The sequence below is a fragment of the Nocardioides sp. URHA0020 genome (genome assembly GCF_000620705.1).
In the GTDB taxonomy this organism is placed as follows: Bacteria; Actinomycetota; Actinomycetes; order Propionibacteriales; family Nocardioidaceae; genus Nocardioides.
On sequence record NZ_KK211170.1, the window covers coordinates 168,283 to 194,656 of the forward strand.

Annotated in this window: 22 protein-coding genes; 14 read left to right on the forward strand and 8 right to left on the reverse strand. The window is 72.6% G+C overall.

The features are described from left to right. Positions 1-5: 5 nt before the first annotated feature. Genes N542_RS0118190 through N542_RS0118205 form a run of 4 tightly spaced genes read right to left on the reverse strand, consistent with a single transcriptional unit; the run spans position 6 to position 3,342 of the window. Positions 6-725, reverse strand: coding sequence for a DUF4191 domain-containing protein (locus N542_RS0118190; RefSeq protein WP_028645150.1), 720 nt, complete (start codon positions 723-725; stop codon positions 6-8). A gap of 36 nt (positions 726-761) precedes the next feature. Continuing rightward, entirely contained in the window at positions 762-1,706 is a 945-nt protein-coding gene (gene lipA, locus N542_RS0118195) for a lipoyl synthase (RefSeq protein WP_028645151.1), read from the reverse strand. A 44-nt stretch (positions 1,707-1,750) separates the two neighbouring features. Beyond that, complete coding sequence (lipB, locus tag N542_RS0118200; RefSeq protein ID WP_028645152.1) at positions 1,751-2,455, reverse strand: lipoyl(octanoyl) transferase LipB; 705 nt, start codon at positions 2,453-2,455, stop codon at positions 1,751-1,753. Next, positions 2,452-3,342 carry an alpha/beta hydrolase gene (locus N542_RS0118205; protein ID WP_028645153.1) on the reverse strand — a complete coding sequence of 297 codons (891 nt, stop codon included), beginning with the start codon at positions 3,340-3,342 and terminating at the stop codon, positions 2,452-2,454. Before N542_RS0118205 ends, lipB begins: the two co-directional genes overlap by 4 nt. Before the next feature lie 59 nt (positions 3,343-3,401). On the opposite strand from N542_RS0118205, the gene N542_RS0118210 reads away from it, so the two are divergent. Beyond that, entirely contained in the window at positions 3,402-3,866 is a 465-nt protein-coding gene (locus N542_RS0118210; RefSeq protein ID WP_155993201.1) for a hypothetical protein, read from the forward strand. Here N542_RS0118210 and N542_RS0118215 read toward each other — a convergent pair. Next, positions 3,812-4,711 (reverse strand): TIGR01777 family oxidoreductase, encoded by a 900-nt coding sequence (locus tag N542_RS0118215; protein WP_036508688.1) that lies wholly within the window; start codon positions 4,709-4,711, stop codon positions 3,812-3,814. The two genes, N542_RS0118210 and N542_RS0118215, sit on opposite strands and share 55 nt — an antisense overlap. A gap of 73 nt (positions 4,712-4,784) precedes the next feature. On the opposite strand from N542_RS0118215, the gene N542_RS25530 reads away from it, so the two are divergent. Continuing rightward, on the forward strand, positions 4,785-7,607 hold the full coding sequence (locus tag N542_RS25530; RefSeq protein WP_051552022.1) for a hybrid sensor histidine kinase/response regulator: 2,823 nt from the start codon (positions 4,785-4,787) through the stop codon (positions 7,605-7,607). 70 nt (positions 7,608-7,677) lie between these two features. Here N542_RS25530 and sucB read toward each other — a convergent pair whose 3' ends face one another. Next, a complete protein-coding gene (gene sucB / locus N542_RS0118225) occupies positions 7,678-9,477 on the reverse strand; it encodes a 2-oxoglutarate dehydrogenase, E2 component, dihydrolipoamide succinyltransferase (protein ID WP_028645156.1) in 1,800 nt (599 codons plus the stop codon). 44 nt (positions 9,478-9,521) lie between these two features. Then, a complete protein-coding gene (gene lpdA, locus N542_RS0118230) occupies positions 9,522-10,898 on the reverse strand; it encodes a dihydrolipoyl dehydrogenase (protein ID WP_028645157.1) in 1,377 nt (458 codons plus the stop codon). A 103-nt stretch (positions 10,899-11,001) separates the two neighbouring features. Between lpdA and N542_RS0118235 the strand changes: the two genes are divergently transcribed. Beyond that, positions 11,002-11,370, forward strand: a complete 369-nt coding sequence (locus N542_RS0118235) for a hypothetical protein (protein WP_028645158.1) — start codon at positions 11,002-11,004, stop codon at positions 11,368-11,370. Between the two features lie 13 nt (positions 11,371-11,383). On the opposite strand, the gene N542_RS0118240 is transcribed toward N542_RS0118235, so the two are convergent. Continuing rightward, complete coding sequence (locus N542_RS0118240; protein WP_028645159.1) at positions 11,384-12,895, reverse strand: leucyl aminopeptidase; 1,512 nt, start codon at positions 12,893-12,895, stop codon at positions 11,384-11,386. Positions 12,896-13,012: 117 nt separating this feature from the next. On the opposite strand from N542_RS0118240, the gene gcvT reads away from it, so the two are divergent. The 11 genes from gcvT (at position 13,013) to N542_RS26800 (ending at position 26,370) form a co-directional block, all read left to right on the forward strand. Continuing rightward, positions 13,013-14,116 (forward strand): glycine cleavage system aminomethyltransferase GcvT, encoded by a 1,104-nt coding sequence (gene gcvT, locus N542_RS0118245; protein WP_028645160.1) that lies wholly within the window; start codon positions 13,013-13,015, stop codon positions 14,114-14,116. A gap of 2 nt (positions 14,117-14,118) precedes the next feature. Next, entirely contained in the window at positions 14,119-14,376 is a 258-nt protein-coding gene (locus N542_RS25535; protein WP_081795320.1) for a hypothetical protein, read from the forward strand. A gap of 13 nt (positions 14,377-14,389) precedes the next feature. Beyond that, positions 14,390-15,961, forward strand: coding sequence for a sigma factor-like helix-turn-helix DNA-binding protein (locus N542_RS26795; RefSeq protein ID WP_028645161.1), 1,572 nt, complete (start codon positions 14,390-14,392; stop codon positions 15,959-15,961). Between the two features lie 23 nt (positions 15,962-15,984). After that, positions 15,985-16,803, forward strand: a complete 819-nt coding sequence (locus N542_RS0118260; protein WP_028645162.1) for a PhzF family phenazine biosynthesis protein — start codon at positions 15,985-15,987, stop codon at positions 16,801-16,803. 10 nt (positions 16,804-16,813) lie between these two features. Continuing rightward, positions 16,814-17,608, forward strand: coding sequence for a thymidylate synthase (locus tag N542_RS0118265; protein WP_028645163.1), 795 nt, complete (start codon positions 16,814-16,816; stop codon positions 17,606-17,608). After that, positions 17,605-18,084 carry a dihydrofolate reductase gene (locus N542_RS0118270; protein ID WP_028645164.1) on the forward strand — a complete coding sequence of 160 codons (480 nt, stop codon included), beginning with the start codon at positions 17,605-17,607 and terminating at the stop codon, positions 18,082-18,084. The genes N542_RS0118265 and N542_RS0118270 overlap by 4 nt, the downstream gene beginning before the upstream one ends. 33 nt (positions 18,085-18,117) lie before the next feature. Further along, the gene (locus N542_RS0118275) at positions 18,118-19,035 is read left to right on the forward strand and encodes an LLM class F420-dependent oxidoreductase (protein WP_028645165.1); all 918 of its coding nucleotides are present in this window, start codon (positions 18,118-18,120) and stop codon (positions 19,033-19,035) included. A gap of 30 nt (positions 19,036-19,065) precedes the next feature. Beyond that, positions 19,066-19,962 (forward strand): 4-hydroxy-tetrahydrodipicolinate synthase, encoded by an 897-nt coding sequence (gene dapA / locus N542_RS0118280; protein ID WP_028645166.1) that lies wholly within the window; start codon positions 19,066-19,068, stop codon positions 19,960-19,962. 12 nt (positions 19,963-19,974) lie between these two features. Continuing rightward, positions 19,975-21,660: a ribonuclease J gene (locus N542_RS0118285; RefSeq protein ID WP_028645167.1), complete on the forward strand. Its 1,686-nt coding sequence runs from the start codon at positions 19,975-19,977 to the stop codon at positions 21,658-21,660. A 271-nt stretch (positions 21,661-21,931) separates the two neighbouring features. Then, positions 21,932-24,595: an FtsK/SpoIIIE family DNA translocase gene (locus tag N542_RS0118290; RefSeq protein WP_028645168.1), complete on the forward strand. Its 2,664-nt coding sequence runs from the start codon at positions 21,932-21,934 to the stop codon at positions 24,593-24,595. After that, positions 24,592-26,370 carry a helix-turn-helix domain-containing protein gene (locus N542_RS26800; protein WP_051552024.1) on the forward strand — a complete coding sequence of 593 codons (1,779 nt, stop codon included), beginning with the start codon at positions 24,592-24,594 and terminating at the stop codon, positions 26,368-26,370. Before N542_RS0118290 ends, N542_RS26800 begins: the two co-directional genes overlap by 4 nt. Positions 26,371-26,374: the final 4 nt, after the last annotated feature.

A 26,374-nucleotide genomic window follows, 5' to 3' on the forward strand; every position in this document is an offset into this window, starting at 1 on the left:
GCGCGTCAGCGACCCTTCATCTGGCCGCGCATGCCCTTCATGCTCGTCGGGACCGGGCCCTTGGGCATCGGGATCGCGGAGCGGTTGGCGTCGAGCGCCTTGAGCCGGTAGAGCACGTCGGTCATCTCCGCGGGCTTCACCTGGCGGCCCAGCTTCTGCACGTGGCGCACCAGCTTGGGCAGCGGGACCTGGCCCTCGCCGTTGCCGCTGACGACCTCGTGGATCGGCACCTCGGCCGCCACCCGCTCGTGCTTGCGGCGCTCGCTGAGCATCAGCTGCTTGACCCGCGTGGGATTGCCCTCGCCGACCAGGATGATGCCGGGAGGGCCGACGACGCGGTGCACGACGTCCTGCTGCCGGGTGAAGGCGATGACCGGGTCGGTCTTCCAGCTGCGACCGCGCAGCATCCGCAGGGCGGCCGCCGCGGCTCCGGGCTGGCCCTCCATCTGGCTGTACGCCGCGTTCTGGGCGCGGCGACCGAAGATGATCATCGCCAAGAGCACGCCGAGCAGCAGCGCACCGACGACCGTGATGACGATGTGCAGGATGCCGCTGCCGGGCAGGAACGAGAAGACGGCCGCGCCGACCGCAGCACCGAGCACGAACGAGCCGAGGATCCACAGGCCGAGGCGCGGGTCGGACTTCTTGGCCATCCGGTAGGTCTCGACGAACTGCTGGGTGCGGCTCGTCTTGTCCGGGTCGACCGGCTTCGGTTCCTTGGCCATCTCTGGTGCGCCTCGTTCTAGGTGTGCTGGTGGGGGTCAGGCGGTGACGACGCCCGCGCGGGCATCCATCGCCTGACGGTACAGGCGACCGGCACGGTACGACGAACGCACCAGCGGACCGGAGAGCACCCCCGCGAAACCGATGTCCTCGGCCTCGTCGCGGAGCTCGACGAACTCGTGCGGCTTGACCCAGCGCTCCACCGGGTGGTGCCGCACCGACGGCCGGAGGTACTGCGTGATGGTGATCAGCTCGCAGCCGGCGTCGTACAGGTCCTGGAGCGCCTGCGAGACCTCCTCGCGGGTCTCACCCATGCCGAGGATCAGGTTGGACTTGGTCACCAGCCCGAAGTCGCGCGCCTGGGTGATCACGTCGAGGGATCGCTCGTAGCGGAACGCCGGACGGATCCGCTTGAAGATCCGCGGCACGGTCTCGACGTTGTGGGCCAGCACCTCGGGGCGCGACTCGAAGACCTCGCGCAGCAGGTCGGGCTTGCCGTTGAAGTCGGGGATCAGGTTCTCGACACCGGTGCCCGGGTTCATCTCGTGGATGGCCCGCACCGTCTCGGCGTACAGCCAGGCACCGCCGTCCTCGAGGTCGTCGCGGGCGACACCGGTGATGGTGGCGTAGCGCAGCTCCATCTTCTGCACCGACTCCGCGACCCGGCGCGGCTCGTCGCGGTCGAGCGGCTGCGGCTTGCCGGTGTCGATCTGGCAGAAGTCGCAGCGGCGGGTGCACTGGTCACCGCCGATGAGGAAGGTCGCCTCGCGGTCCTCCCAGCACTCGAAGATGTTGGGACAGCCGGCCTCCTGGCACACCGTGTGCAGTCCTTCGGACTTCACCAGGCTCTGGAGGTGCTTGTACTCGGGGCCCATCTTGGCCCTCGTCTTGATCCACTCCGGCTTGCGCTCGATCGGGGTCTCCGCGTTGCGCACTTCGAGTCGGAGCAGCTTGCGTCCTTCTGGGGCGGGAGCTTGCGTCACATCGGCCAACTGTACGCGTGCGGGCCAGCCGGTCGGCGGCTGCGTCAGGGAGTGAGCAGCTCGATCCGGGGGTGCTTCGCGGGATCGGGCCGCGGGTCGTAGTCGGGGGTGGCGTCGTACGGCTCCCACGCGAGGTAGGTGCCCAGGTGGCGCTCGACGTACGGCGTCACCTCGGCGACCGCGACGTCGCGGCCGAGCTCCTTGCTGAGCGAGGTCACCCCCGCGTCCTCGATGCTGCACGGCACGAACCGGTCGAACCACGTGAGGTCGACGTCGCAGTTCAGCGAGAAGCCGTGCATGGTGACGCCGCGGCTGACCCGGATGCCGAGGGCGGCGATCTTGCGCTCGGGCCCCCGGTCGTCCGCGCGGAGCCAGACGCCGCTGCGGCCCGGGACCCGGGCGGTCGTCACGCCGAGGTCGGTGCACACGTGGATGAGCGCCTCCTCGACCCGACGGACGTAGTCGACGACCTTGACGTGGTCGGGCAGCGCCACGATCGGGTAGCCGACCAGCTGGCCGGGGCCGTGGAACGTGATCGTGCCGCCGCGGTCGACGTCGATGACGCGGGCGCCGTGGGGGTCGAGCGGTCGGTCGTGCGGCTGGGTGCGCTTGCCGGCGGTGAACACGGCGGGGTGCTCGAGCAGCAGCGTGGTGCCGGCCTGCTCCCCGTCGGCGACGCGCTGGTGGACCTCGCGCTGGAGGTCCCACGCGGCCAGGTAGTCGAGCGTCCCGACGTCCTCGAACTTCACGCTCCGGAGCCTACGCCGCGGCCGAGGAACCGCAGCTGCGCGGGCAGCATCCGTCGCCAGTACGCCGGGTCGTGCGCCCCCGGCCGGAAGGTGCTGACCACGTCGGCGTCGTGGGGGAAGCCGTGCACGTAGTCCTGCACGTCGCGGTAGAACGGGTCGCCGGTGCCCACGTCGACGCGGACCGGGACGCCGGCCAGGTCCTGCTGGTGGCCGACGACGGTGAACTGCGCGTACTCCGCGGCGTCGGCGAAGCCCGAGCGCGAGGCGCTGTCGTCGTCGAGCCAGATGGCCGGGCTCGACGCGACCACGGCGCCGACCCGGTCGGGTCCCAGCAGACCGCCGAGCCGCAGCGCGCCGTACCCGCCCATGGACCAGCCCAGCAGCCCGACCCGGGAGACGTCGAGGCCCTGCTGCTCGAGGAGCGGCAGGAGCTCGTCGACGACCATCGCGCCGGTGTCCTCCCCGTCGGGGCGGGGGTGCCAGTACGACGTACCGCCGTCGACCGCCGCGACCGCGAAGGGCGGGACGCCGTCGGCGACGGCGGCGGCGAGGTAGCGATCGACGTAGAGCGAGGCGCCGACGATCGTCTCGGCGCTCTGGTGCAGCCCGTGCAGGGCGACGACGACCGGGAGGTCCCGGGGCGCCCCCGGCGGTCGCAGGATCACCCAGCGGGTGTCCACGCCGGGACGGTGGGCGGAGGCGAAGCTGCCCCGCTCCACGCGAGCCGGAGCCACGTCGGGCGGCGTGCCGGCGGCCCCGTTGAGGCCCAGCCGGGACTGGATCGTCGGCCGGCCCGGGAGCACGCCCTGCTCGACCCCGACGGCACCGGCGGCGACCACGCCGGTGACGGCGGCACCGCCGAGCAGGAAGGTACGGCGACTCACCACGGGAGCAGTCTCCTGTGGACAACCTGCTCGAGCGGTGGCGACACGGGTAGGAGACGCCGATGATTCCCGATGGGTTGTCCCTGTGCGTCTGCTGCTGCCTGGCTCGGGGCGCGCCGGCCGATGCGGCCGCCGTGCTGCACGGCTGGGACGACCGCCGGTCCGCGGCGTGGGCGGCGGGGGAGCCGGCCGGGCTGCGGGACCTCTACGTGCCCGGGTCGGCCGCCGGTCGGGTCGACGCCGCGATGCTGCGCGCCTGGCAGCGGCGCGGGCTGCGGGTGCAGGGGATGCGGATGCAGCTGCTCGACCTCGACGTACGACGAGCGACGGCCGACCGGCTCGACCTGGTCGTCACCGACCGGCTGACCGGGGCCGAGGCGGTCGGGCCCGGCGTACGGCTCCCGCTGCCACGTGACGGCGCGACCACCCGACGGATCGTCCTCGTCCGGTCCTCGGACGGCTGGCGGGTGGCTCAGGCGAGCGCGGTGCGGACGACCTCGTGGACGGTGGAGTCGCGGAACGAGTAGCCGCTGTCCTCCAGCGCCGTCGGACGCAGGTTGATCGAGCCGAGCACCTCGCCGGCCACCGGACCGGCTCCGGCCCTGACCGCGAAGCCGGGCGCGACGAGCAGGGCCCTGCGGTCGAGGGCACGCGCCAGGGCGTCGGTGAACTCGGCGTTGGTCGGCGTGGTCGGGCAGCAGAGGTTGACCGGCCCCGACACGTCGTCGTGCTCGACGACGTGGACCGCGCCACCGACCCAGTCGCGCAGCGAGATCATCGCCATCCGCTGGCGGCCGTCAGCCAGGCGGGCGCCCAGGCCGAGCTTGGTCAGCAGCCGCAGCTGCTTGAAGGGCGCCCCGGAGCCGTCCATGACCGGAGCGGTCCGCAGGAAGGCGACGCGCGCGCCCGCCTCCACCGCGGGGTCGGCCGCCTCCTGCCACTCCCGGCACACGCTCGTCATCAGGCTGTCACCCCGGCTGTCGGACGCCTCGGTGACCAGCTCCTGGCCGTGGTCGCCGTACCAGGCGATCGCGTTGCCGGCGAGGTACGCCGGGCGTCGCTCGCTGTCGGCGACGGCGCGGGCGAGCACCCGGGTGGTCGTCACGCGGCTCTCGCGCAGGTTGCGGGCCCAGGAGCGGGAGTGCACGTTGCCGAGGGTCGGCGTACCGGCCAGGTTGACCACCACGTCGGCGCTCTCGATGACCTCGCGGTCGTAGACCCCGGCGTACGGGTCCCAGCTCGACTCGTCCGGCGCCGAGGTCGGTCGCCGGGTCAGCGCGACGACGGCGTGGCCGCGGCTGACCAGCTCGGTGCTGAGATGCCGGCCGAGGAAGCCCGAGGCCCCGGCGATCACGATCGTCTGCGCGTCCATGGCCCCACCCAACCACCCCCTCCCAACGGGTGGGCTGCGTGCGAATGGCCGCCCGATGAGGCAGCATCGGCGCATGGGGCGACGCGGGCACGGTGACGACCGCTCCCGTGAGGCCCTCGTCGACGAGCTCGAACGGCGCACCCGGGAGCTCGCCGAGGCGCAGTCCATCGCGAAGATCGGCAGCTGGGAGTTCTCCAGCTCCGACCGGGTGCTGCGCTGGTCCGACGAGCTCTTCCGGCTCCTCGACCTCGAGCCGGGCACCGTCCAGCCGACCGCGGACTCGCTCTTCGAGCGGCTCCACCCCGACGACCGCGAGATCGTCGAGGCGGCGTACGCCGCGATGGCCGGTGACGGCGCGCCGATGGCCTTCGACGCACGCCTGCGTCCCGTGGAGGGCCAGCCGACCCGGTGGGTGCGGGTGCGGGGCCGTGCCGTGATGACGGCCTCGGGGGAGATGCTCCGGGCGGCCGGCACGGTGCAGGACATCACCGAGAGCAAGGAGGCCGAGCAGGGACTGGCCTTCCTGAGCGCGATGGCGGCCGCGGCCAACGAGGCACCGACGCTGAGTGAGGCGCTGCTCGCCGCCGACACCATCGTGCGGCCGTTCACCCAGTGGCCGGCGATCATCGTCTCCGCCCCCGACCCCGAGGACCCCGACGTCCTGGTGCACTTCGACGCCGGCTGGCGCGACTACGGCCCCGAGGACCTGGCCTTCGCCCGCACGATGGCCGAGGAGGTGGCCGTCCGCCGCGAGATGATCGAGCGGGTCGGTCCCTCCGGCACCGTGCTGGTGGCCGGACCCGCCCTGGTGCGTGACCGGATGGCGTGCGTGGTGGTCTCCGACAGCCGGGCGGTGGACGCGCCCCGCGCCTACGAGCGCGCGATCTTCATGCAGATGCTCGCGCTGCTGGCGACCGTGGCCCAGCGCGAGGAGGTGTCCGCCGAGCTGGCCACCGCCCGCGACGAGGCGCTGGCCGCCTCGCGGGCGAAGTCGGAGTTCCTGGCCACCATGAGCCACGAGATCCGGACCCCGCTCAACGGCGTCATCGGCCTCTCCGAGCTGCTCAGCCGCACCGAGCTCACCACCCACCAGCGCCGGTTCGCCGACGGCATCGACCAGGCGGGCCGGACGTTGCTCGGCCTGGTCAACGACATCCTCGACCTGTCCAAGGTGGAGGCCGGCAAGCTCGACCTCGAGGAGGTCGACTTCGACCCGCGCGACGTGATCGAGCGCAGCGTCGAGCTGGTCTCGGACAGCGCCTCGGGCAAGGACCTGGAGCTGGCCATCTCGAGCGTCGACCAGATGCCGGCGCTGGTCCGCGGCGACCCGGTGCGGTTCGGTCAGGTGATCACCAACCTGGTGTCGAACGCGGTGAAGTTCACCGACAACGGCGAGGTCGTCGTCCGTGCGAGTGGCACCGGGGGCTCCGGCGTACGCATCGAGGTCAGCGACACCGGCATCGGCATCGCGCCGGAGGTGCTGGGGCGGCTCTTCACCGCCTTCTCGCAGGCCGACAGCTCGACGACCAGACGCTTCGGCGGCACCGGGCTCGGCCTGGCGATCAGCGAGCGGATCGTCACCGCCATGGGCGGCGAGATCGGCGTCGAGAGCACCGCCGGTGAGGGCAGCACCTTCTGGTTCACCGCCCCGTTCAAGCCGGCGGCCGGGGCGGGCACCCCCGCGATGCGCGAGGGGGCGGTCGCGGGTCTGCGGGTGCTGGTCGTCGACGACAACGCCACCAACCGCTTCATCCTCGCCGAGCAGCTGCGGGCGTGGGACGTCGACGTCACCGTCGCCGCGTCGGCGCACGAGGCGCTCGGCGAGCTCGACGGGTCGCTGCGCCGACCCGACGGGTACGACGTCGTGCTGCTCGACTACATGATGCCGGGGATCGACGGGGAGCAGCTGGCCCGCGCCATCCGCTCCGACGAGCGGCTGCGCGAGCTGCGCCTCGCGCTGCTCTCATCGGCGCTCGAGCCGGCACCGGGCTGGCTGGAGAGCGCGGGCATCGACACCTACGTCTCCAAGCCGGTGCTCGCGTCGCGGCTGCTCGACGAGCTGGCGGTGCTCGGCGGTCGGTTCGACGCCAGCCGGCCGGCGCGGCCGACGGTCCCGGTGCCGCCGCCCGACGGCGTACGCGGCCGGGTGCTCGTCGTCGAGGACAACGCCGTCAACCAGCTCGTCGCCACCGGGATGCTGCACCACCTCGGCTGTGCGGTGGTGATCGCCGAGGACGGCGCCCAGGCCGTCGCGGCCATCGCCGACGCGCCGGCCGGCTTCGACGCCGTGCTGATGGACTGCCAGATGCCGGTGATGGACGGCTTCGACGCCACCCGGGCGATCCGCGCGATGGGCGGGCCGCCGGGGGAGGTGCCCATCATCGCGATGACCGCCTCGGCGACCGCCGAGGAGCGGGAGCGGTGCCGCGAGGCGGGCATGGACGACTTCCTGCCGAAGCCGGTCGACGCCGAGCTCCTGGCCAGCACCCTCGACAAGTGGCTCCCCGGCCGGCAGGGCACTCCGGCCCGGGCCCCCACGCTTCTCGGCGCCCCGTCCGCGGCCGACGCCCGGATCCGGGAGCTCGTGGAGGACGGCTTCGACGCCGAGCTGGTGCTCCGGATCGTCGACCGCTTCGACTCCGGCGCCCACCAGACGCTGACCGAGCTCGCCGCCGCCGCGAGCGCCGGGGACGCGGTCACCACCGCCGACCGCGCGCACCGCCTGCGCGGCAGCGCCGACAACATCGGGCTGCGCAGCCTCGGGGCCCGGTGCCTCGAGATCGAGCTGCGGGCGCACGAGGGCGGCGTGCCGTCGCCGGAGGAGGTGGGCGACCTCCGCGCCGCCGTCGCCGAGGCCGTCGCCGATCTCACCGAAGCGAGCGACTGGCTGCGCTGAGGCGTGCTGGACCCGGGTCGTCCGCCTGAGGCCGGTGCCTAGACAGGCCTGAGGCGGACGACCCGGTGTGTCAGACCTCGAACTGGCCGGCCTCCAGGCGCTGCTTGACGTCGCGCAGGAAGCGGCCGGCGTCGGCACCGTCGACGAGCTGGTGGTCGTACGTCAGGGCCAGGTAGACCATGTGGCGTACGGCGATCGTCTCGCCGAGGTTCGGGTCGTCGATGACCACCGGGCGCTTGACCACCGCGCCGGGCCCGAGGATCGCGACCTGCGGCTTGTTGATGATCGGGGTGTCGAAGAGCGCCCCGAAGCTGCCCAGGTTGGTGATCGTGAAGGTGCCGCCGGACAGCTCGTCCGGGGTGATCTTGTTGGTGCGGGTGCGCTGCGCGACGTCCGCGATCTTCTTCGCGAGACCGGCGATCGACAGGTCACCGGCGTCCTTGATCACCGGGGTCAGCAGACCCTTCTCGGTGTCCACGGCGAAGGCGACGTGCTCGCGGTCGAAGTACGTGACCTCGCCCGCCTCGGTGTCGATCGTGGCGTTGAGCGCCGGGTGCTCCTTGAGTGCGTCGATCGCCGCCTTGGCGAAGAACGGCAGGTAGGTCAGCTTCGCGCCCTCGCGGGCCAGGAACTCGGCCTTCGCGCTCTCGCGCAGCCGCGCGATGTTGGTGACGTCGACCTCGACGACCTGGGTGAGCTGGGCCGAGGTCTGCAGCGACTCGACCATCCGGCTCGCGATGATCTTGCGCAGGCGCGAGATCTTCTCGGTCTTGCCACGCAGCGGTGACGGGGAGACCGGTGCGCCGGCGGCGGCCGCCGGCGCGGCGGCCGGGGCCGGTGCGGCAGCAGCGGGCTGCTGCGCCTTCGCGGCCGCGTCCAGGACGTCCTGCTTGCGGATGCGGCCACCGACGCCGGTGCCGCTCACCGAGGCCAGGTCGACGCCGTGCTGGGTCGCGAGCTTGCGCACCAGCGGGGTGACGTAGCCGGCACCGTCCCCGCTGCCGCTCGACTGCTGGGGGTCCGTCGTGGTCGGCGACTGCGAGCTCGGCGCCGGGACCGGGTCGGCCTTGATCGGCTCGGGCTGGCGCTGCTCGGCCTTCGGTGCGGGCTCCGGCTCCGGGGTGGGCTCGGGCTCCGGGGTGGGCTCGGGCTCGGGCTCGGGCTCCGGGGTGGGCTCGGGCTCGGGAGTCGGCTCCGGCTGCTTCTCCTCGGCGGGCGCGGCGCCGGCGGCACCGACCACGGCCAGCTCGGCACCGACCTCGACGGTCTCGTCCTCCTGGACCTTGATCTCGAGCAGCGTGCCCGCGACCGGGGAGGGGATCTCGGTGTCGACCTTGTCGGTGGACACCTCCAGCAGCGCCTCGTCGACCGCGACCTCGTCGCCGACCGACTTCAGCCAGCGGGTGACGGTGCCCTCGGTCACCGACTCGCCCAGGGCGGGCAGCGTGATCGTCGTGCCGCCGCCACCGGACGGCTTCGCCTCGGCCGCCGGCTTCTCGACCTCCTCGCCGGCAGGAGCGGGCTCGATCGCGGCCTCGGGCTCCTGGGCCTTGTCCTCCTGCGGCTCGGGCTCCGGCTCCGGCTCGGGGGTGGGCTCGGGCTCGGCCTGGGCGGAGTCGCCGCCGCCCTCGCCCTCGGCACCGATGACGGCCAGCACGGCGCCGACCTCGACGGTGTCGTCCTCGTTGGCCTTGATCTCCAGGAGCGTGCCGGCCACCGGGGAGGGGATCTCGGTGTCGACCTTGTCGGTGGACACCTCCAGCAGCGGCTCGTCGACCGCCACCGTGTCACCGACCTGCTTGAGCCAGCGGGTGACGGTGCCTTCGGTGACGGACTCGCCGAGTGCCGGGAGCGTGACTTCGGTGGCCATGGAGTTCCTTCGTTTCGAGTGCTGGGGAGTTGAGGTCTGGTCTATCAGGCGTGGGCGTGCAGGGGCTTCCCGGCCAGCGCGAGGTGCGCCTCGCCGAGCGCCTCGTTCTGGGTCGGGTGGGCGTGCACCAGGGGGGCGACGTCGTCGGCGTACGCCTCCCAGTTGTAGATGAGCTGGGCCTCGCCGATCAGCTCGCCGACCCGGTCGCCGACGAGGTGGACGCCGATGACCGGACCGTCCTTGCGACGGATCAGCTTCACGAAGCCCTGGGTCTTCAGGATCTGGCTCTTGCCGTTGCCGCCGAGGTCGTAGGTGAGGGTCTCGATGCCGTCCACGCCGTACGTCGATGCAGCGGTCGCCTCGTCGAGGCCGACCGAGGCGACCTCGGGGTGCGAGTAGGTGACCCGCGGGATGCCGGTCTCGTCGATCGGCTGCGGGTCGAGCCCGGCGATCTCCTCGGCGACGAAGATGCCCTGCTGGAAGCCGCGGTGCGCCAGCTGCAGGCCGGGCACGATGTCGCCGACGGCGTAGACGCCCTCGACGTTGGTGCGGCAGCGCTCGTCGGCGAGCACGAAGCCGCGGTCCATGGCGACGCCCTGCTCGTCGTACCCGAGGCCCTCGGTCACCGGACCGCGGCCGACCGCGACGAGGAGCAGGTCGGCCTCGATGACGTCGCCGCCCTCGACGGTCACCGCCACGCCGGTCTCCGTGTGCTTGACGCTCTGGAAGGGGGTGCCGGTGCGGAAGGCGATCTTGCGCTTGCGGAAGGCGCGCTCGAGGGCCTTCGACGACGCCTCGTCCTCGACCGCGAGCAGCCGGGGGAGGGCCTCGACGATCGTCACCTCGGCGCCGAAGCTGCGCCACACGCTCGCGAACTCGCAGCCGATGACGCCGCCGCCGAGGACGACGACCGACGCCGGCACGCGGTCGAGGCGGAGCGCGTGCTCGGAGGTGATCACCCGCTCGCCGTCGATGTCGAGGCCGGGGAGGCTGCGGGCGTAGGAGCCGGAGGCGAGCACGACGTGCTTGCCGGCGTACGCCGTGTCGCCGACCGTCACCTCCCGCGGCCCGGTCAGTCGCCCGGCGCCCTCGATGACCGTGATGCCGCGGCTCTTGATGAGCCCGCCCAGGCCCTTGTGGAGCCGCGAGACCACGCCGTCCTTGTAGGCGTTGACGCCGGCCATGTCGACGCCCTCGAGCGTCGCGCGGATGCCGAACGTCTCGGCCTCGCGGGTCTGGTCGGCGACCTCGGCGGCGTGCAGGAGGGCCTTGGTCGGGATGCAACCGACGTGGAGGCAGGTGCCACCGAGCGGGCCCTTCTCGACCAGGCCCACGGACAGGCCGAGCTGGGCGGCCCGGAGGGCACAGGCGTAACCACCCGAGCCCGCACCGAGGATCAGTACGTCGAAGGTGTCAGCCACGCGCCCATCTTTGCACTTCCGACCCGTCGGTCCACACCGCCCTCCGGCTACCGGCCGGTCACTATCGCCACGCCGCGTGGCTCGGCTTGGCACACTGGTCCCCATGTCATGGATGGACCGCTTCCGACGCGGGTCGAAGGTCAAGATGAGCGGGCCGGCCCGCAACGCAACCCGCACCGGTTCAACGAGGGTGCGGGCCTCGGACTCGATGGATCTCGACCACCTCTTCACCTGGGCGGCCGACCGCCGCGGGGTCGAGGGCTTCGTCGAGCCGCGCACGGCGGTCAGCGACGTGACGTTGCTGCTGGTCGCGCACGACGGTGAGTGGACGCGACGCCGTGTCCCGTCCGCGAAGTGGGCGCACGACTTCTGCAACAAGCAGCAGATCCCGTCGTACGACGCCGCGGTGGTCGGCATCCCGCAGCGGATGCGCGACTACAACCGCCGCAAGAAGCTGCAGGGCGGCCTGTAGGGACCGGCGCCGCCTACTCCGATGCGGCCAGCGTCCGGGCGAAGTCGACGAGGGTGCCGACCGCGACGCCGGTGCCGCCGGGGGTGACGTGACCCGACGCGCCGCCGGAGTTGAAGGACGGTCCGGCGATGTCGAGGTGTGCCCACGGGATGCCGGCGGTGAACTCCCGCAGGAAGGCCGCCGCGAAGAGGCCGCCGCCCCAGCGCACCCAGTCGTGCTGGGCCAGGTCGGCGATCTTGCTGCTGTGGATGCGCTCGGTCATCCCCTCGGGGATCGGCATCGGCCACATCTCCTCGCCGGCGACGCCGGCGGCGGTGAGGACGTCCGAGACGACCTCCTCCGAGCCCATCACGCCCGCGACCTTGTCGCCGAGGGCGACGACCATGTGGCCGGTCAGGGTCGCGACGTCGAGGATCACGTCGGGCTTCTGCTCGGTCGCCCGCACCAGGGCGTCGGCGAGGACGAGCCGGCCCTCGGCGTCGGTGTTGGTGACCTCGACCGTGGTGCCGCCGTAGATCTTGAGCACGTCGCCGGGCCGGGTCGCGGACCCGTTGATCATGTTCTCTGCCATCGGGACGAACGTGCTGACCTTGATCGGCAGCCCGAGCGAGGCGATCACGAACGTCGCCTGCACGACGGCAGCAGCACCGGCCATGTCGGATTTCATCTCGTTCATGCTCGCGGCGGGCTTGATGGTGAGGCCGCCGGAGTCGAAGGTGATGCCCTTGCCGACCAGCGCCAGGTGGTGCTTCGCGCCCTTGGGGGCGTAGGTGAGCTCGACCAGTCGCGGCGGGGCGTCCGAACCGGCGCCGACCCCGAGGATGCCGCCGCAGCCGAGTGCGGCCAGGGAGGTCTCGTCGTGGACGGTGATCGCGACCTTGGGCGCTCCGCGGCCCTTGGTCAGCTCTTTGGTGGCCGCGGCGACGGCGTCGGCGAACGCCGGCGGGGTCAGGTCGCCGGGCGGCGTGTTGACCCAGTCCCGGGTGACGGCCACGGCGCCGGCGACCAGCTGGGCCTCCTCGAAGGCGGTGGTGACGTCCTTGCGGCGGGCGCCCTCGCTGAGCACGACGACGTCGGCCGGGGCGGTGCTCTGCGCGTCCTTCTTCTCGGACTTGTACGTCGTGAACGTGTAGCCGCCCAGGACGTAGCCCTCGGTCACGGCCCGCACCAGCTCGGGGGTGCCCGCCGGCAGTGCGACGGCGACCGAGGCTGCGTTGCTCACCGTCCGGGCGGCGACGCCGGCGGCGCGTCGTACGGCGACCACGTCGGCCTTCTTGCCCAGGCCGACCAGCACCAGCAACGGCGAGGAGAGGGTGCCGGAGGTCGGGACCTTGACGGTCTCGCCCGCCTTGCCGGTCACGCCGAGGGTCGAGAGGAGTGCGCGCAGCTTGCGGCCGTAGGCGCTGGCGACCTCGCTCGCACCGTCGGCCAGCTCGGGCCCCTTGGGCGTCTGCACGACACCCACGACGACGGCGTCGCATCGGGTCTTCGCGGGGTTGGCACTGCGCAGGGTGTAGGTCGTCACCGACGCAGGATAGTCCGGGGTCTCGACACGCGGGTCGCGGCCTCGCGAGCTCGGTCGCGCCGCTCGCTCGACCACCATCAGCGAGTCCGCTGGCGCGTCCTCGCTAGGCTCACGCCCATGTCCGACCTGCTCCGCTCTCCGCTCCATGACCGCCACGTCGCGCTCGGCGCGAAGTTCTCCGCCTTCGGTGGCTGGTCGATGCCGTTGGAGTACCCCTCGGGCGTCGTCAAGGAGCACACCGCCGTGCGGGAGGCCGTCGGGATCTTCGACGTGAGCCACCTGGGCAAGGCGACGGTCGTCGGCCCGGGCGCCGTCGACTTCGTCAACAGCACGCTCACCAACGACCTGCGCCGCATCGGTCCGGGCCAGGCGCAGTACACGCTGTGCTGCGACGAGGCGACCGGCGGCGTCGTCGACGACCTGATCGCCTACGTGCACGCCGAGGACCGTGTGCTGCTGGTCCCCAACGCGGCCAACACCGCCGAGGTCGTGCGCCGGCTCGCGGCGGCCGCCCCGGAGGGGATCGCCGTCACCGACGAGCACCGCGACCACGCCGTGCTGGCCGTCCAGGGCACGAGCTCCGACGAGGTGCTGGCGGCGATCGGGCTGCCGGTCGGCCACGACTACATGTCGTTCGTCGTCGCGCCCTTCGAGGGGGCCGACGTCGTGGTCTGCCGTACCGGCTACACCGGCGAGCGAGGCTACGAGCTGATCGCGCCCAACGACGTCGCCGTTGCGCTGTGGGATGCGATCATGGCCGCCGGCGCGGCGTACGGCATCCTGCCCTGCGGGCTGGGCGCGCGCGACACGCTGCGCACCGAGATGGGCTACCCGCTGCACGGGCAGGACATCTCCCTCGACGTCACCCCCAACCAGGCGCGGCTCGGGTGGGCGGTCGGCTGGAAGAAGGACGCGTTCTGGGGTCGCGAGGTGCTGAGCGCCGAGCGCGCGGCCGGCCCCGCCCGGATCCTGCGCGGCCTGGTGGCCACCGGGCGCGGCATCCCGCGCCCGCACATGACCGTCAGCCTGACCGCCGACGTCCCCCTCGGCGAGGTCACCTCCGGCACGTTCTCGCCGACCCTGCGCAAGGGGGTAGGGCTGGCGCTGCTGCCGGCCTTCGTCGACCCGGACGCCGAGGTCGGCGTCGACATCCGTGGGCGACGCGAGATCTTCCAGATCGTGAAGCCGCCCTTCCTCGACCCGTCCGTGCGAGAGTCCTGAGCGTGAACCTGCCCGAGCAGCCACCGACCTTCCGTCCGCCGTCGCCCGCCGAGCGCCCGTGGTGGTGGCGCCTCGAGAACAGCGCCGGCGTCGAGGTCACCGTCGCCGGTGACCTCGCCGACCAGCGCTTCGCGAGCCAGGCCGACGCCGAGTCGTGGGTCGGTGAGATCTGGTCGGACCTGGCCGCCGAGGGCGTGGACGCCGTCGTGCTCTTCGAGCACGACCGGCAGGTCTACGGGCCGATGTCCCTGCACGCCTAGCCGGGATGCAGCCGTGCCCGGTGACCACGCCGACTTCGCGGCCTACCTGACGGCGCGCTGGCCGTCGCTGGTGCGCACCCTGGTGCTGCTCGGCTGTGGTCGCCCGGAGGCGGTGACGCTCGCGCGGACCGGGCTGGCGCGGTGCGACCAGGGCTGGGACCGGGTCCGCCGCGCCGACGACGTGGACGTGTACACCTACGCGACCGTGCTCGGCTGCCTGCACCAGCACCGCCGCCAGGTCCCTGCGCCCGCGGTGCCCGCGGTGGCCCCGGCGTGGTCGGGGTCGTCGGGGTCGTCGGGCGAGGAGCCGACCGCCGACGAGCTCCTGCTGCACGCGCTCATGCTCCAGCTCGAGCGCCTGGACACCGACGAGCGGGAGGCGGTGGTGCTGCACCTGGTCGCGGAGCTCTCCGAGTCGCAGGTCGCGGACGTCCTCGACGTCCCGCTGGAGTCCGCGCAGGCCAGGATCACCCACGGGCTCGGCCGGCTCGACGTCCTCAGTCCGCGCGAGGCGTTCCGGCGGGCGAGCGAGGCGGTCGAGGTGCCGGCGGTGCCGGTCGACGACGTGGTCGCCGAGGCCCGCGCGCGCCGTCGCCGGCGGCTGCGCCTCGGGGTCGCCGGGGTGGCGGCGGCCGCGGTGGTGGTGGGCGGGCTGGCCTGGGCCGCCGACCGCGGGCCCGACGACCCAGGCGAGCGCGACCTGGCGCCGGTGGCGGTCCGGCTGGAGCGCAACCCCGTCACGGTGGCGTGGTACGCCGACGGCCGGCTCCACCTGGACAAGGTGTCGGTGAAGGTGCCGGCGATCACCGCCCTGGTCGAGCTCGACGGGGGAGCGGTGTACGGCGACCGCAAGGGCACGATCGCGTTCGTGGCCGCCGACGGCCAGCGCCGCCGGATCGGGCACCAGGACCCGGACGGACGGCTGGTGGCCTCGACCGGCGAGGGCTGGGTGGCCTGGGTCGACCCCGGAGACGGCGGCAGCGACGCGACGCTCGAGGTGTACGACGTGGCCACAGGGGCCAACGTCGCGACGCAGGACCTGCGGACGGGCGACGTACGCCCCATCGCCATCGACCAGGGGCACCTGTACTTCGCGGCCCCGGACGGCACGTACTCCTGGGAGCCCGCGCGCGGGTCGCCGCGGCGCATGGATCGCGACGGCCTGGTCGACGTCGAGTCGGCGAACCTCGTCTACCAGCTCGACGGCTCGATCGAGATGGAGCAGGGCTTCTTCAACGTCTCCTTCGTCCGGCCCGGCACCGATGCGCTGATCTCCCCGGGCGGCGTCCTGGTGCTCAGCAGGGTGCCGGGGCCGGGGGTCGCGACGGGTGCGCCCTTCCGGCCGCTGCTGTACGACGCCCGCTCGGGCTCGCGGAAGCCGACCGGCGTGCGCGCCGACGAGCGCGCCGTCGCCGCGGCCTTCGGCTCCAACAACACGGCGGTCTACCTCGTCGCCCAGGTCGCCGACCTCGACAGCGGCGGCGACCACCTGCTGGCGCTGCGCAGCTGCGACCTGACCGACGGGCGATGCACCGACGTCGCGCCGGTCGAGGCGGGCACCGACCCGCCCGTGCTGGCCCAGTAGCCGGTCGCAGTAGCGTCCGGTCCATGCGCTTCAGCCAGGTCGACGTCTTCTCCACCGAGCCGCTGCGCGGCAACCCGGTCGCCGTCGTGCACGCCGCCGACGACCTCACCGACGAGCAGATGGCGGCGTTCGCCCGCTGGACCAACCTGTCCGAGACGACCTTCCTGCTCGCCCCGACCGACCCTGGTGCCGACTACCGGCTGCGGATCTGGACGCCGGGCGGCGAGCTGCCGTTCGCCGGCCACCCCACCCTGGGCAGCGCGCACGCCTGGCTCGAGGCCGGCGGCATGCCGGTCGGCGGCGACGTCGTGCAGGAGTGCGGGGCCGGGCTGGTCACGATCCGCCGTGGCGCGACCCTCGCCTTCGCCGCCCCGCCGCTGACGCGCTCGGGGCCGGTCGACAGTGCGGACGTCGAGGGCATCTGCCGGGCCCTGCGGGTCCCGGCGACCGACATCGTGGAGACGACCTGGATCGACAACGGCCCGGGCTGGGTGGGCGTGCGGCTGCGCGACGCGTCGGCGGTGCTCGCGCTCGACCCGGACTGGGCCGCCTTCGGCGACCTCAAGATCGGCGTCGTCGGGCCGTACGACGAGGGCCCGCTGGCCGTCGAGGTGCGCGCCTTCTGCCCCGGCTACGGGATGCCGGAGGACCCGGTGACCGGCTCGCTCAACGCCGGGATCGGCCAGTGGCTCGCGGGAGGCGTGCTGCCCACGTCGTACGTCGCCTCCCAGGGGACCGTCCTGCAGCGCGCCGGCCGGGTGCAGGTGGACCTCGTCGACGGCGTCGTGTGGGTCGGCGGCGACACGACGACGACCATCACCGGCAGCGTCGCGCTCGACTAGGCTCGCCCCCGTGCAGACCTACCTCGACCTCCTCCAGCGGATCCTCGACGAGGGCGCGGAGAAGAGCGACCGCACCGGCACCGGCACCCGCTCGGTCTTCGGGCACCAGATGCGCTTCGACCTGACGGCGGGCTTCCCGCTGGTCACCACGAAGAAGGTGCACACCCGCTCGGTCTTCGGTGAGCTGCTGTGGTTCCTGCGCGGCGACACCAACGTGAAGTGGCTCCAGGACCGCGGCATCTCGATCTGGGACGAGTGGGCCGACGACCACGGCGACCTCGGCCCGATCTACGGCTACCAGTGGCGCTCGTGGCCGACGCCCGATGGTCGCCACGTCGACCAGATCGCCCAGGTCGTGGAGCAGATCCGCGCCAACCCCGACTCGCGCCGCCACATCGTCTCGGCGTGGAACGTCGCCGACATCCCCGACATGGCGCTGGCGCCGTGCCACACGATGTTCCAGTTCTACGTGGCCGAGGGCCGGCTGTCCTGCCAGCTCTACCAGCGCTCGGCCGACGTCTTCCTCGGCGTGCCCTTCAACATCGCGTCGTACGCGCTGCTGACCCACATGGTCGCGCAGGTGGCGGGCCTGGAGGTCGGCGACTTCGTGCACACGCTGGGCGACGCGCACCTCTACTCCAACCACCTCGAGCAGGCGCGGCTGCAGCTGACCCGCGAGCCCCGGGCGCTGCCGCGACTGGTCCTCGACCCCTCGGTCACCTCGCTCGACGCCTTCGACCTCGAGCACATCAGCGTCGAGGGCTACGACCCGCACCCGGCGATCAAGGCGCCCATCGCCGTATGAGGATCGCGCTGGTGGCCGCCGTCGCCCGCAACGGCGTGATCGGCAACGGTCCCGACATCCCGTGGCGGATCCCCGGCGAGCAGGCCGAGTTCAAGCGGCTGACCATGGGCCACGTGCTGCTGATGGGCCGCACGACGTACGAGTCGATCGGCCGCCCGCTGCCCGGTCGCACCACCATCGTCCTGACGCGCGACCCGGGCTGGTCCGCCGAGGGGGTGCTGGTCGCCGGCTCGCTCGACGACGCCCTCGCGCTGGCAGCGACGCTGCCGGGTGACGTGATGGTGGTCGGGGGAGCGCAGGTCTACGCCGCCGCGCTGCCGGTGGCCACCGAGCAGGTCATCAGCGAGGTGCCGCTCTCGCCCGAGGGCGACGTGCACTACCCGGCGTACGACGCCTCGGACTGGCTCGAGGCCTCCCGTGAGGTGTTCGAGGGGTACGAGCGGGTGCGGCTCGTGCGCGCGGCCGACCGGCTGTAGCGCCGGTTGGGGCCGCCTGACAGGGTGGTCCGCATGGAGCTGCGCATCTTCACCGAACCCCAGCAGGGCGCGACGTACGACGACCTGGTCGCGGTCGCCCAGGAGGCCGAGCGACTCGGCTTCGGGGCGTTCTTCCGCTCCGACCACTACCTCGGGATGGGCACCGACGGCCTGCCCGGGCCCAGCGACGCGTGGATCACGCTGGCCGGGATCGCGCGGGAGACCAGCACGATCCGGCTCGGCACGATGATGACCAGCGCGACCTTCCGGCTCCCGGGCCCGCTCGCGATCAGCGTCGCGAACGTCGACCAGATGAGCGGTGGCCGGGTCGAGCTCGGCATCGGGGCCGGCTGGTTCGAGCAGGAGCACACGAAGTACGGCATCCCCTTCCCGGGCACCAAGGAGCGCTTCGACCGCTTCGAGGAGCAGCTGGCCATCATCACCGGGCTCTGGGCGACCGAGGGCGGCTTCACCCACGACGGCGAGCACTACCAGATGACCGACTCGCCGGGGCTGCCCAAGCCGACGCAGCCGAAGCCGCCGGTGCTGATCGGTGGCGTGGGCAAGAAGCGGACGCCCGAGCTGGCAGCCCGCTACGCCGACGAGTTCAACCTGCCGTTCGTCGACGAGGCCACCACGGAGAGCCAGTTCCGGCGGGTGCGCGAGGCGTGCGAGGCCCGGGACCGCGACCCCGCCACCATGCGCTGGTCCAACGCGCTGGTGCTCTGCGTGGGCGCCGACGAGGCCGAGGTCGAGCGCCGCGCGGGAGCGATCGGCCGCGACAAGGACGAGCTGCGCGAGAACGGCCTGGCCGGCACGCCGCAGGAGGTGGTCGACAAGATCGGGCGGTACGCCGCCCTCGGTGCCGAGCGGCTCTACCTCCAGGTCCTGGACCTCGCCGACCTCGACCACCTGCGCCTGGTGGCTCGCGACGTGATGCCGCACGTCTGAGTCGGGTCGGGAGCCGATAGCCTGTAGGGCATGACGTCCGTGCCCGCCGCTCCGTTCGGCCACGTCCTCACGGCGATGGCCACCGCCTTCCACGCCGACGGCTCGGTCGACCTCGACGGCACCGCGCGGATCGCCGTCCATCTCGTCGACAACGGGCACGACGGCGTCGTGGTCTCCGGCACGACGGGGGAGTCGCCGACCACCTCCACGGCCGAGGACGGCGCGATCCTCGCCGCCGTCAAGGACGCGGTGGGCGACCGGGCGACGGTGATCGCCGGCGTCGGCACCAACTCCACGGCCCACTCGGTCGAGCTCGCCGAGCAGGCGGCCAAGATCGGCGCCGACGGCCTGCTGCTCGTGACGCCGTACTACAACAAGCCCGGCCAGGCCGGCGTCCTGCACCACTTCACCGAGGTCTGCCGGGCCTCCGATGTGCCGGTGATGCTCTACGACGTCCCCGGGCGCACCGGCACCCAGATCTCGCTCGAGACCTTCGAGGCCGCCAAGCAGCTCGACACCGTCGTCGCGGTCAAGGACGCCGTCGGTGACTTCGCCCGCGGGGTGCAGCTGACCCGGCTCGGGTACGCCGTCTACTCCGGCGACGACATCAGCAACCTCGGCTGGCTCGCCCACGGCGCGGTCGGCGTCGTCTCGGTGGTCGGCCACGCGGCCGGCCCGCAGACCAAGGCGATGGCGGAGGCCTTCTGGGCCGGCGACCACGCCGAGGCCCTCACGATCTTCACGCGGCTGCTCCCCGCGATCGACGCCGTCATGGGCGTCGCCAACTACGGAGCCACCACCGCCAAGGCAGCGCTCCAGCTGCTCGGCGTCCTCGACAACCGGAACGTCCGCGCACCCCTGGTGCCGCTGACCGACGACGAGGTGACCGCGCTGCGCGCCGGCCTCGTCGCCTCCGGTCTCCTCTAGAACGGACCCGACTTGAGCCACTCCCACCCCGAGCTGTCCACACCGCGCAAGCTGGCGAAGGGTGGCCTCCGGGTCACCGCGTTCGGCGGCCTCGGCGAGGTGGGCCGCAACATGACCGCCTTCGAGTACGACGGCCGCCTGCTGATCGTCGACTGCGGCGTGCTCTTCCCGGAGGACCACCAGCCCGGCATCGACCTGATCCTCCCGGACTGGTCCTCGATCCGCGACCGCCTCGAGGACATCGAGGCGCTGGTGCTGACCCACGGTCACGAGGACCACATCGGCGCGACGCCGTACCTGCTCCGCGAGCGCCGCGACATCCCGCTCGTCGGCTCCCAGCTCACGCTGGCGCTGCTGGACAGCAAGCTGCGCGAGCACCGGCTCCGCGAGACCGTGCACCACATCGTCAAGGAGGGGGACCGGCTCACGTTCGGCCCCTTCGAGCTCGAGTTCGTCGCGGTCAACCACTCCATCCCGGACGCGCTCGCGGTCGCGATCCGCACCGGCGCCGGCATGGTCCTGCACACCGGCGACTTCAAGATGGACCAGCTGCCCCTCGACGGCCGGATCACCGACCTGCGGGCCTTCGGCCGGCTGGGGGAGGAGGGCGTCGACCTCTTCCTCACCGACTCGACCAACGCCGAGACGCCCGGGTTCACGCCCTCGGAGAAGTCGATCACCCCGGTGATCGACCAGGTCTTCCGCGACTCCGAGCAGCGGATCATCGTCGCGTGCTTCGCCTCGCACGTGCACCGGGTCCAGCAGGTGCTCGACGCCGCGGTCGCCAACAAGCGGAAGGTCGCCTATGTCGGCCGCTCGATGGTGCGCAACATGGCGATCGCGCGCGACCTGGGCTACCTGACCGTCCCTCCAGGCGTGCTCGTCGACGCCAAAGAGCTCGCCGACCTCGCCCCCGAGCGCCAGGTGCTGATCTCGACCGGCTCGCAGGGCGAGCCGATGAGCGCCCTGAGCCGGATCGCCCAGCGCAACCACAGCTTCGTGCACATCGAGGAGGGCGACACCGTCCTGCTCGCCTCCAGCCTGATCCCGGGCAACGAGAACGCCGTCTACCGGGTCATCAACGGCCTGGCCCGCTGGGGCGCCAACGTCGTGCACAAGGGCAACGCCCACGTCCACGTCTCAGGCCACGCCAGCGCCGGTGAGCTCCTCTACTGCTACAACATCGTCAAGCCGCGCAACGTGATGCCCGTGCACGGCGAGATCCGGCACCTGCTCGCCAACGCCGAGCTCGCCCGCGCCACCGGGGTGGAGCACGTCGTGATCGCCGAGGACGGCGTCGTCGTCGACCTGATCAAGGGCGTCGCCACGGTCGCCGGCAAGGTCGAGTGCGGCTACGTCTTCGTCGACGGCTCCTCGGTCGGCGACGTGACCGAGTCCGACCTCAAGGACCGCCGGATCCTCGGCGAGGAGGGGTTCATCTCCGTGATCGTGGTGATCGACTCGGTCAGCGGCAAGGTGGCCGCCGGCCCGGAGATCCACGCCCGCGGCAACGCGCTCGACGGGGCGTCCTTCGACGAGATCAAGCAGCCGATCATCGAGGCCCTGGACCGCGCGATCGCGGAGGGCAACACCGACGCCCACCAGCTCCAGCAGACCGTACGGCGCGTCATCGGCCGCTGGGTGAGCAACACCCACCGCCGCCGCCCGATGATCATCCCGGTCGTGATCGAGGCCTGAGCGGAGACGCCCGGGCGCACGGGCGGGGGACCGTCGGCACGCAGCCGCGCCCGGCACTTCCCAGGCTCTTCCTGCACTTCTCGGGCGTTGCAACGCCCGAGAAGTGCGGCGATCCCCGGTTCACCGGTGATTCCCGGGGCTGGTGCGACCGACGGGGGACGACCCACCCGCCGGCGGGCGCGCCCGACCCCCATCGACCACCAGCACCGCCCCAAGACACGCACTCCTGTGGTCCCTGTGACTGGAGTGACCCCTGCGTAGGGTGGGGACTATGGCGACCCGTACGTCTTCCCCGCCGGGGTCGCGGAGCAAGAGCACGTCCACCGCCCGAGCTGCGAGCACCACCCGTAGTCCGGGCAAGACGACCTCGAGCGCCCGATCCCGGAGTACCAGCCCCCAGCGCAAGCCTGCCCCGAAGAAGGCGGTGAGCAAGCGCCAGCCCGCCTCCCGCCGTCCGGCGCCCAAGCGGCCGGCCGCCAAGCGGCCCGCCCCGCGCGCCGTACGCAACGGGCCCGGGCCGATCGCCCGCTTCTTCGCCCTGGTCTTCCGCGGCGTCGCCGCGGTCTGGCTCGCCGTCGCCCACGGCCTCGGCGCCGTCGCGCGCGGCGTCGGGCACACCGCCCGCGACCTCGAGCCCGAGCACCGCCGCGACGGTCTCGGCCTCTTCCTCTTCGGCGCCGCCGTCGTGGTCGCCGCCTCGGTGTGGTGGCAGCTCCCGGGCTCCGTCATGGACCTCGCGCGCACCATCGTCCAGGGCTCCGTCGGCAAGGTCGGCTTCCTGGTCCCGCTCGCGCTCCTCTACGTCGGGTGGCGCACCATGCGCGACCCCGAGGACGCCGGCCCCGCCGGTCGTCAGGTCGTCGGCTGGACCTCGTTGGCCTTCGGCGTCCTGGGCATCGTCCAGATCGCGGAGGGCAACCCACAGCCCGACCTCGGCGACACCAGCGACCTGCAGGGCGCCGGCGGCGCCATCGGCTACGTCGTCGCCAGCCTGCTGCTCGACCTGCTGCGCTCGGCGTACGTCGTCGTGCCCCTGCTCGCGCTGCTCGCCTTCTTCGGCGTCCTGATCATCACCTCGACCCCGCTCTACCAGGTCCCGGCGCGGCTCGCCGAGGCCCGCGACCGGCTGCTGGGTCACGAGGCGTACGCCGAGGAGGACCCGGACGCCACCCAGGCGATCCCGGCCACCCGCAGCCGGCGCAAGAAGGGCACCGACGACGCCGAGGTCGACCCCGACATGGGCGACCCGGCGTACGACAGCCCGGTCCTCGCCGATCGCGAGCTGCGCAAGCGCAAGAAGCGCCTGGAGACCACCGACGACGGTCTCGACATCTTCGCGCCCGACCTGATCGGCCCGGCCCCGGCCGTGGTGCCCGAGGTCGAGGTCGAGGAGCCGAAGGCCGACCTGCAGCCGCCGCCGCACACGCCGCTGCCCCCGCGCGTCGAGCAGCTCGCGCTGTCCGGCGACATCGTCTACTCCCTGCCGGCCAACGAGGTCCTCAAGCCGGGCTCGGTCCACAAGGCCCGCTCGCAGGCGAGCGACGCCGTGGTCGACCGGCTCACGCAGGTGCTCGAGGAGTTCGCGATCGACGCCCAGGTCACGGGCTACACCCGCGGCCCCACCGTCACCCGCTACGAGGTCGAGGTCGGCCCCGCGGTCAAGGTCGAGAAGGTCACCGCGCTGTCCAAGAACATCGCGTACGCCGTCGCATCGGCCGACGTCCGCATCCTCAGCCCGATCCCCGGCAAGTCCGCGATCGGCATCGAGATCCCCAACACCGACAAGGAGGTCGTCTCCCTCGGCGACGTCCTGCGCTCCAACACGGCGCGCACCGACCACCACCCGATGGTGGTCGGGCTCGGCAAGGACGTCGAGGGCGGCTTCGTGGTGGCCAACCTGGCCAAGATGCCGCACCTGCTCGTCGCCGGCGCCACCGGCTCCGGCAAGTCAAGCTTCATCAACTCGATGATCACCTCGATCCTGATGCGGGCCACGCCCGACGAGATCCGGATGATCATGGTCGACCCCAAGCGGGTCGAGCTGAACGCCTACGAGGGCGTCCCGCACCTGATCACCCCGATCATCACCAACCCCAAGAAGGCCGCCGAGGCGCTGGCGTGGGTCGTCCGCGAGATGGACATGCGGTACGACGACCTCGCCAACTTCGGCTTCCGGCACATCGACGACTTCAACAAGGCCGTCCGTGCGGGCAAGGTGCAGGTGCCGCCCGGGAGCGAGCGGGTGCTCACGCCGTACCCCTACCTGCTGGTGATCGTCGACGAGCTCGCCGACCTGATGATGGTCGCCCCGCGCGACGTCGAGGACGCGATCGTCCGGATCACCCAGCTGGCCCGGGCCGCCGGCATCCACCTGGTGCTGGCGACCCAGCGCCCCTCGGTCGACGTCGTCACCGGGCTGATCAAGGCCAACGTGCCCTCGCGCCTGGCGTTCGCCACCTCCTCGGTCACCGACAGCCGGGTCATCCTCGACCAGCCGGGCGCGGAGAAGCTGGTCGGCCAGGGCGACGGGCTCTTCCTGCCGATGGGCTCGTCCAAGGCCGTGCGCGTGCAGGGCTCCTGGGTCACCGAGGCCGAGATCGCCCAGGTGGTCAAGCACTGCAAGAGCCAGCTCGAGCCGACGTACCGCGACGACGTCACGGCGCCGGCGGCGAGCAAGCGCGAGATCGACGACGACATCGGCGACGACATGGACCTGGTCATCCAGGCCATCGAGCTCGTCGTGTCGACCCAGTTCGGCTCCACGTCGATGCTGCAGCGCAAGCTGCGCGTCGGCTTCGCGAAGGCGGGCCGGCTGATGGACATCATGGAGAGCCGGGGAGTGGTCGGGCCGAGCGAGGGCTCGAAGGCCCGCGACGTCCTGGTCAAGCCCGATGAGATCGACGCCGTGATCATGACCCTCCAGGGGGAGATGTGAGCAACCTCAGCGCACCCGAGCTCGAGCACGCCGACGACGGCGCCGACGAGACCGCCCGCTCCCCCGAGCCGATCGAGGTGCGCCGCAACGGCGCGCTCTCGGGCGGCATCGGGGCGGTCGCGGCCGTCGTCGCCCTCGCCTACCTGTCCCGCGCGATCGGGGGCGGCTCCTGGTTCGACTGGCTGCTCGCCCTGGTGATGGGAGGCGTCGCCGCGACGTACCTCTCCGCCTTCGCCGACGCGCGTACGCCGCTCCTGGTCGCCGACGACCAGGGCATCCGGATCCGCAAGGGTCGCCGCTGGCACGGCTTCCTCTGGGCGGCCGTCGACGAGGTGGCCCACCTGCCACGACGCGGGCTGCGCGACGGCCGGCTGTCGGTCCTCGCCCACGACGCCGAGGCCGAGATGTCGGTCCCGCTGTCGCTGTCCACCTGGGTCTCCGGTGCCCACGACGACCTGACCATCGCCCTCGAGCAGCTCTCCGGTGACCCGGAGCGCATCGTCGAGCTCGGCGACACCCTGGTCGACGACGTAGGTGACGACGTAGGTGACGACGTAGGTGACGACGAGGGTGACGACGCGGGTGTCGACGAGGACGAGTGGACCGAGGACGCGCCCGAGGCCGCGTGGGAGGACGACGCCCACCCGGTGCTGCCCGACCCGCGGCTGACCGTGGCCCGTGGCCTGGACTACCTGGCCGACCGGCTGCGGCTGCGTCGTCCCGCCGACGTCGGGACCGCGACCGGCGCCGAGGCCGATCACGAGGTGGCGGCCGAGGCTCCCGAGCACACCGTCGCCCTCCCGATGGTCGCCAGCGCGACGCCGCTGCCCCTGCGCGACCCCGTGAGCGGCGCGCGCGTCGAGGCGCGCTTCGAGGGCGCCGCGGCGCTCAAGCTGGACACCGCCGACGTCGACGACACGGCGACCTCGGGCCTGCCCGAGCTCGGCGAGCTGCGACGCGGTGCCGACTTCGACGAGACCGTCGTCTGGGCGCCCGGGGTCCACCCGATCTCGCGTCCCGGCCAGGCGGTCGAGCCGCTGGTCATCGACGACCTCCCGGTCGAGCCGGCCGCCGACCCCGTCATCGGCCCGGAGCTCGCGGCCGCCCGGACGCGCCTGGGGCTCACGGTCGACCAGCTCGCCGACCGGACCCGGATCCGCCCGCACGTCATCGAGTCGATCGAGGTCGACGACTTCGTGCCGTGCGGCGGCGACTTCTACGCCCGCGGCCACCTGCGCACGCTGGCGCGGGTGCTCGGCGTCGACGCGACGCCGCTGCTGGCGTCGTACGACGACCGCTACGCCGACGCCCCGATCGACGCGCGACGCGTCTTCGAGGCCGAGCTCGCGACCGGGGCCGAGGGGCCGATCCGCAGCATGCGCGGCGGACCGAACTGGTCGGTGCTGATCGCCGCCGTCATGGCGCTGGTCCTGGTGTGGTCGATCGCCCGGCTGATCATGGACAGCCCGGTCGAGCTCACCAACCAGCCGGTGCTCAACGGCTCGCCGTCCTCGCAGGCCAAGCTCGGCCCCGCCGTACCGGTCCTGCTCAACGCGGCGGCCGGCGGCACCCACGTCGTCGTGCGCGACGGCGCCGGGGAGACCGTCTTCAACGGAGACCTCGCCTTCGGGGAGAAGCGGACCGTCAAGGCCTCGCCGCCCGTGCGGATCCAGTCGTCCGACGGCGCCCTGCAGGTCAGCGTCGACGGCAAGAAGCGTGGCCCCCTGGGGGCCGAGGGCCAGCCGGCGCAGAACACGTTCGCCGCGTCGAAGTAGGCGC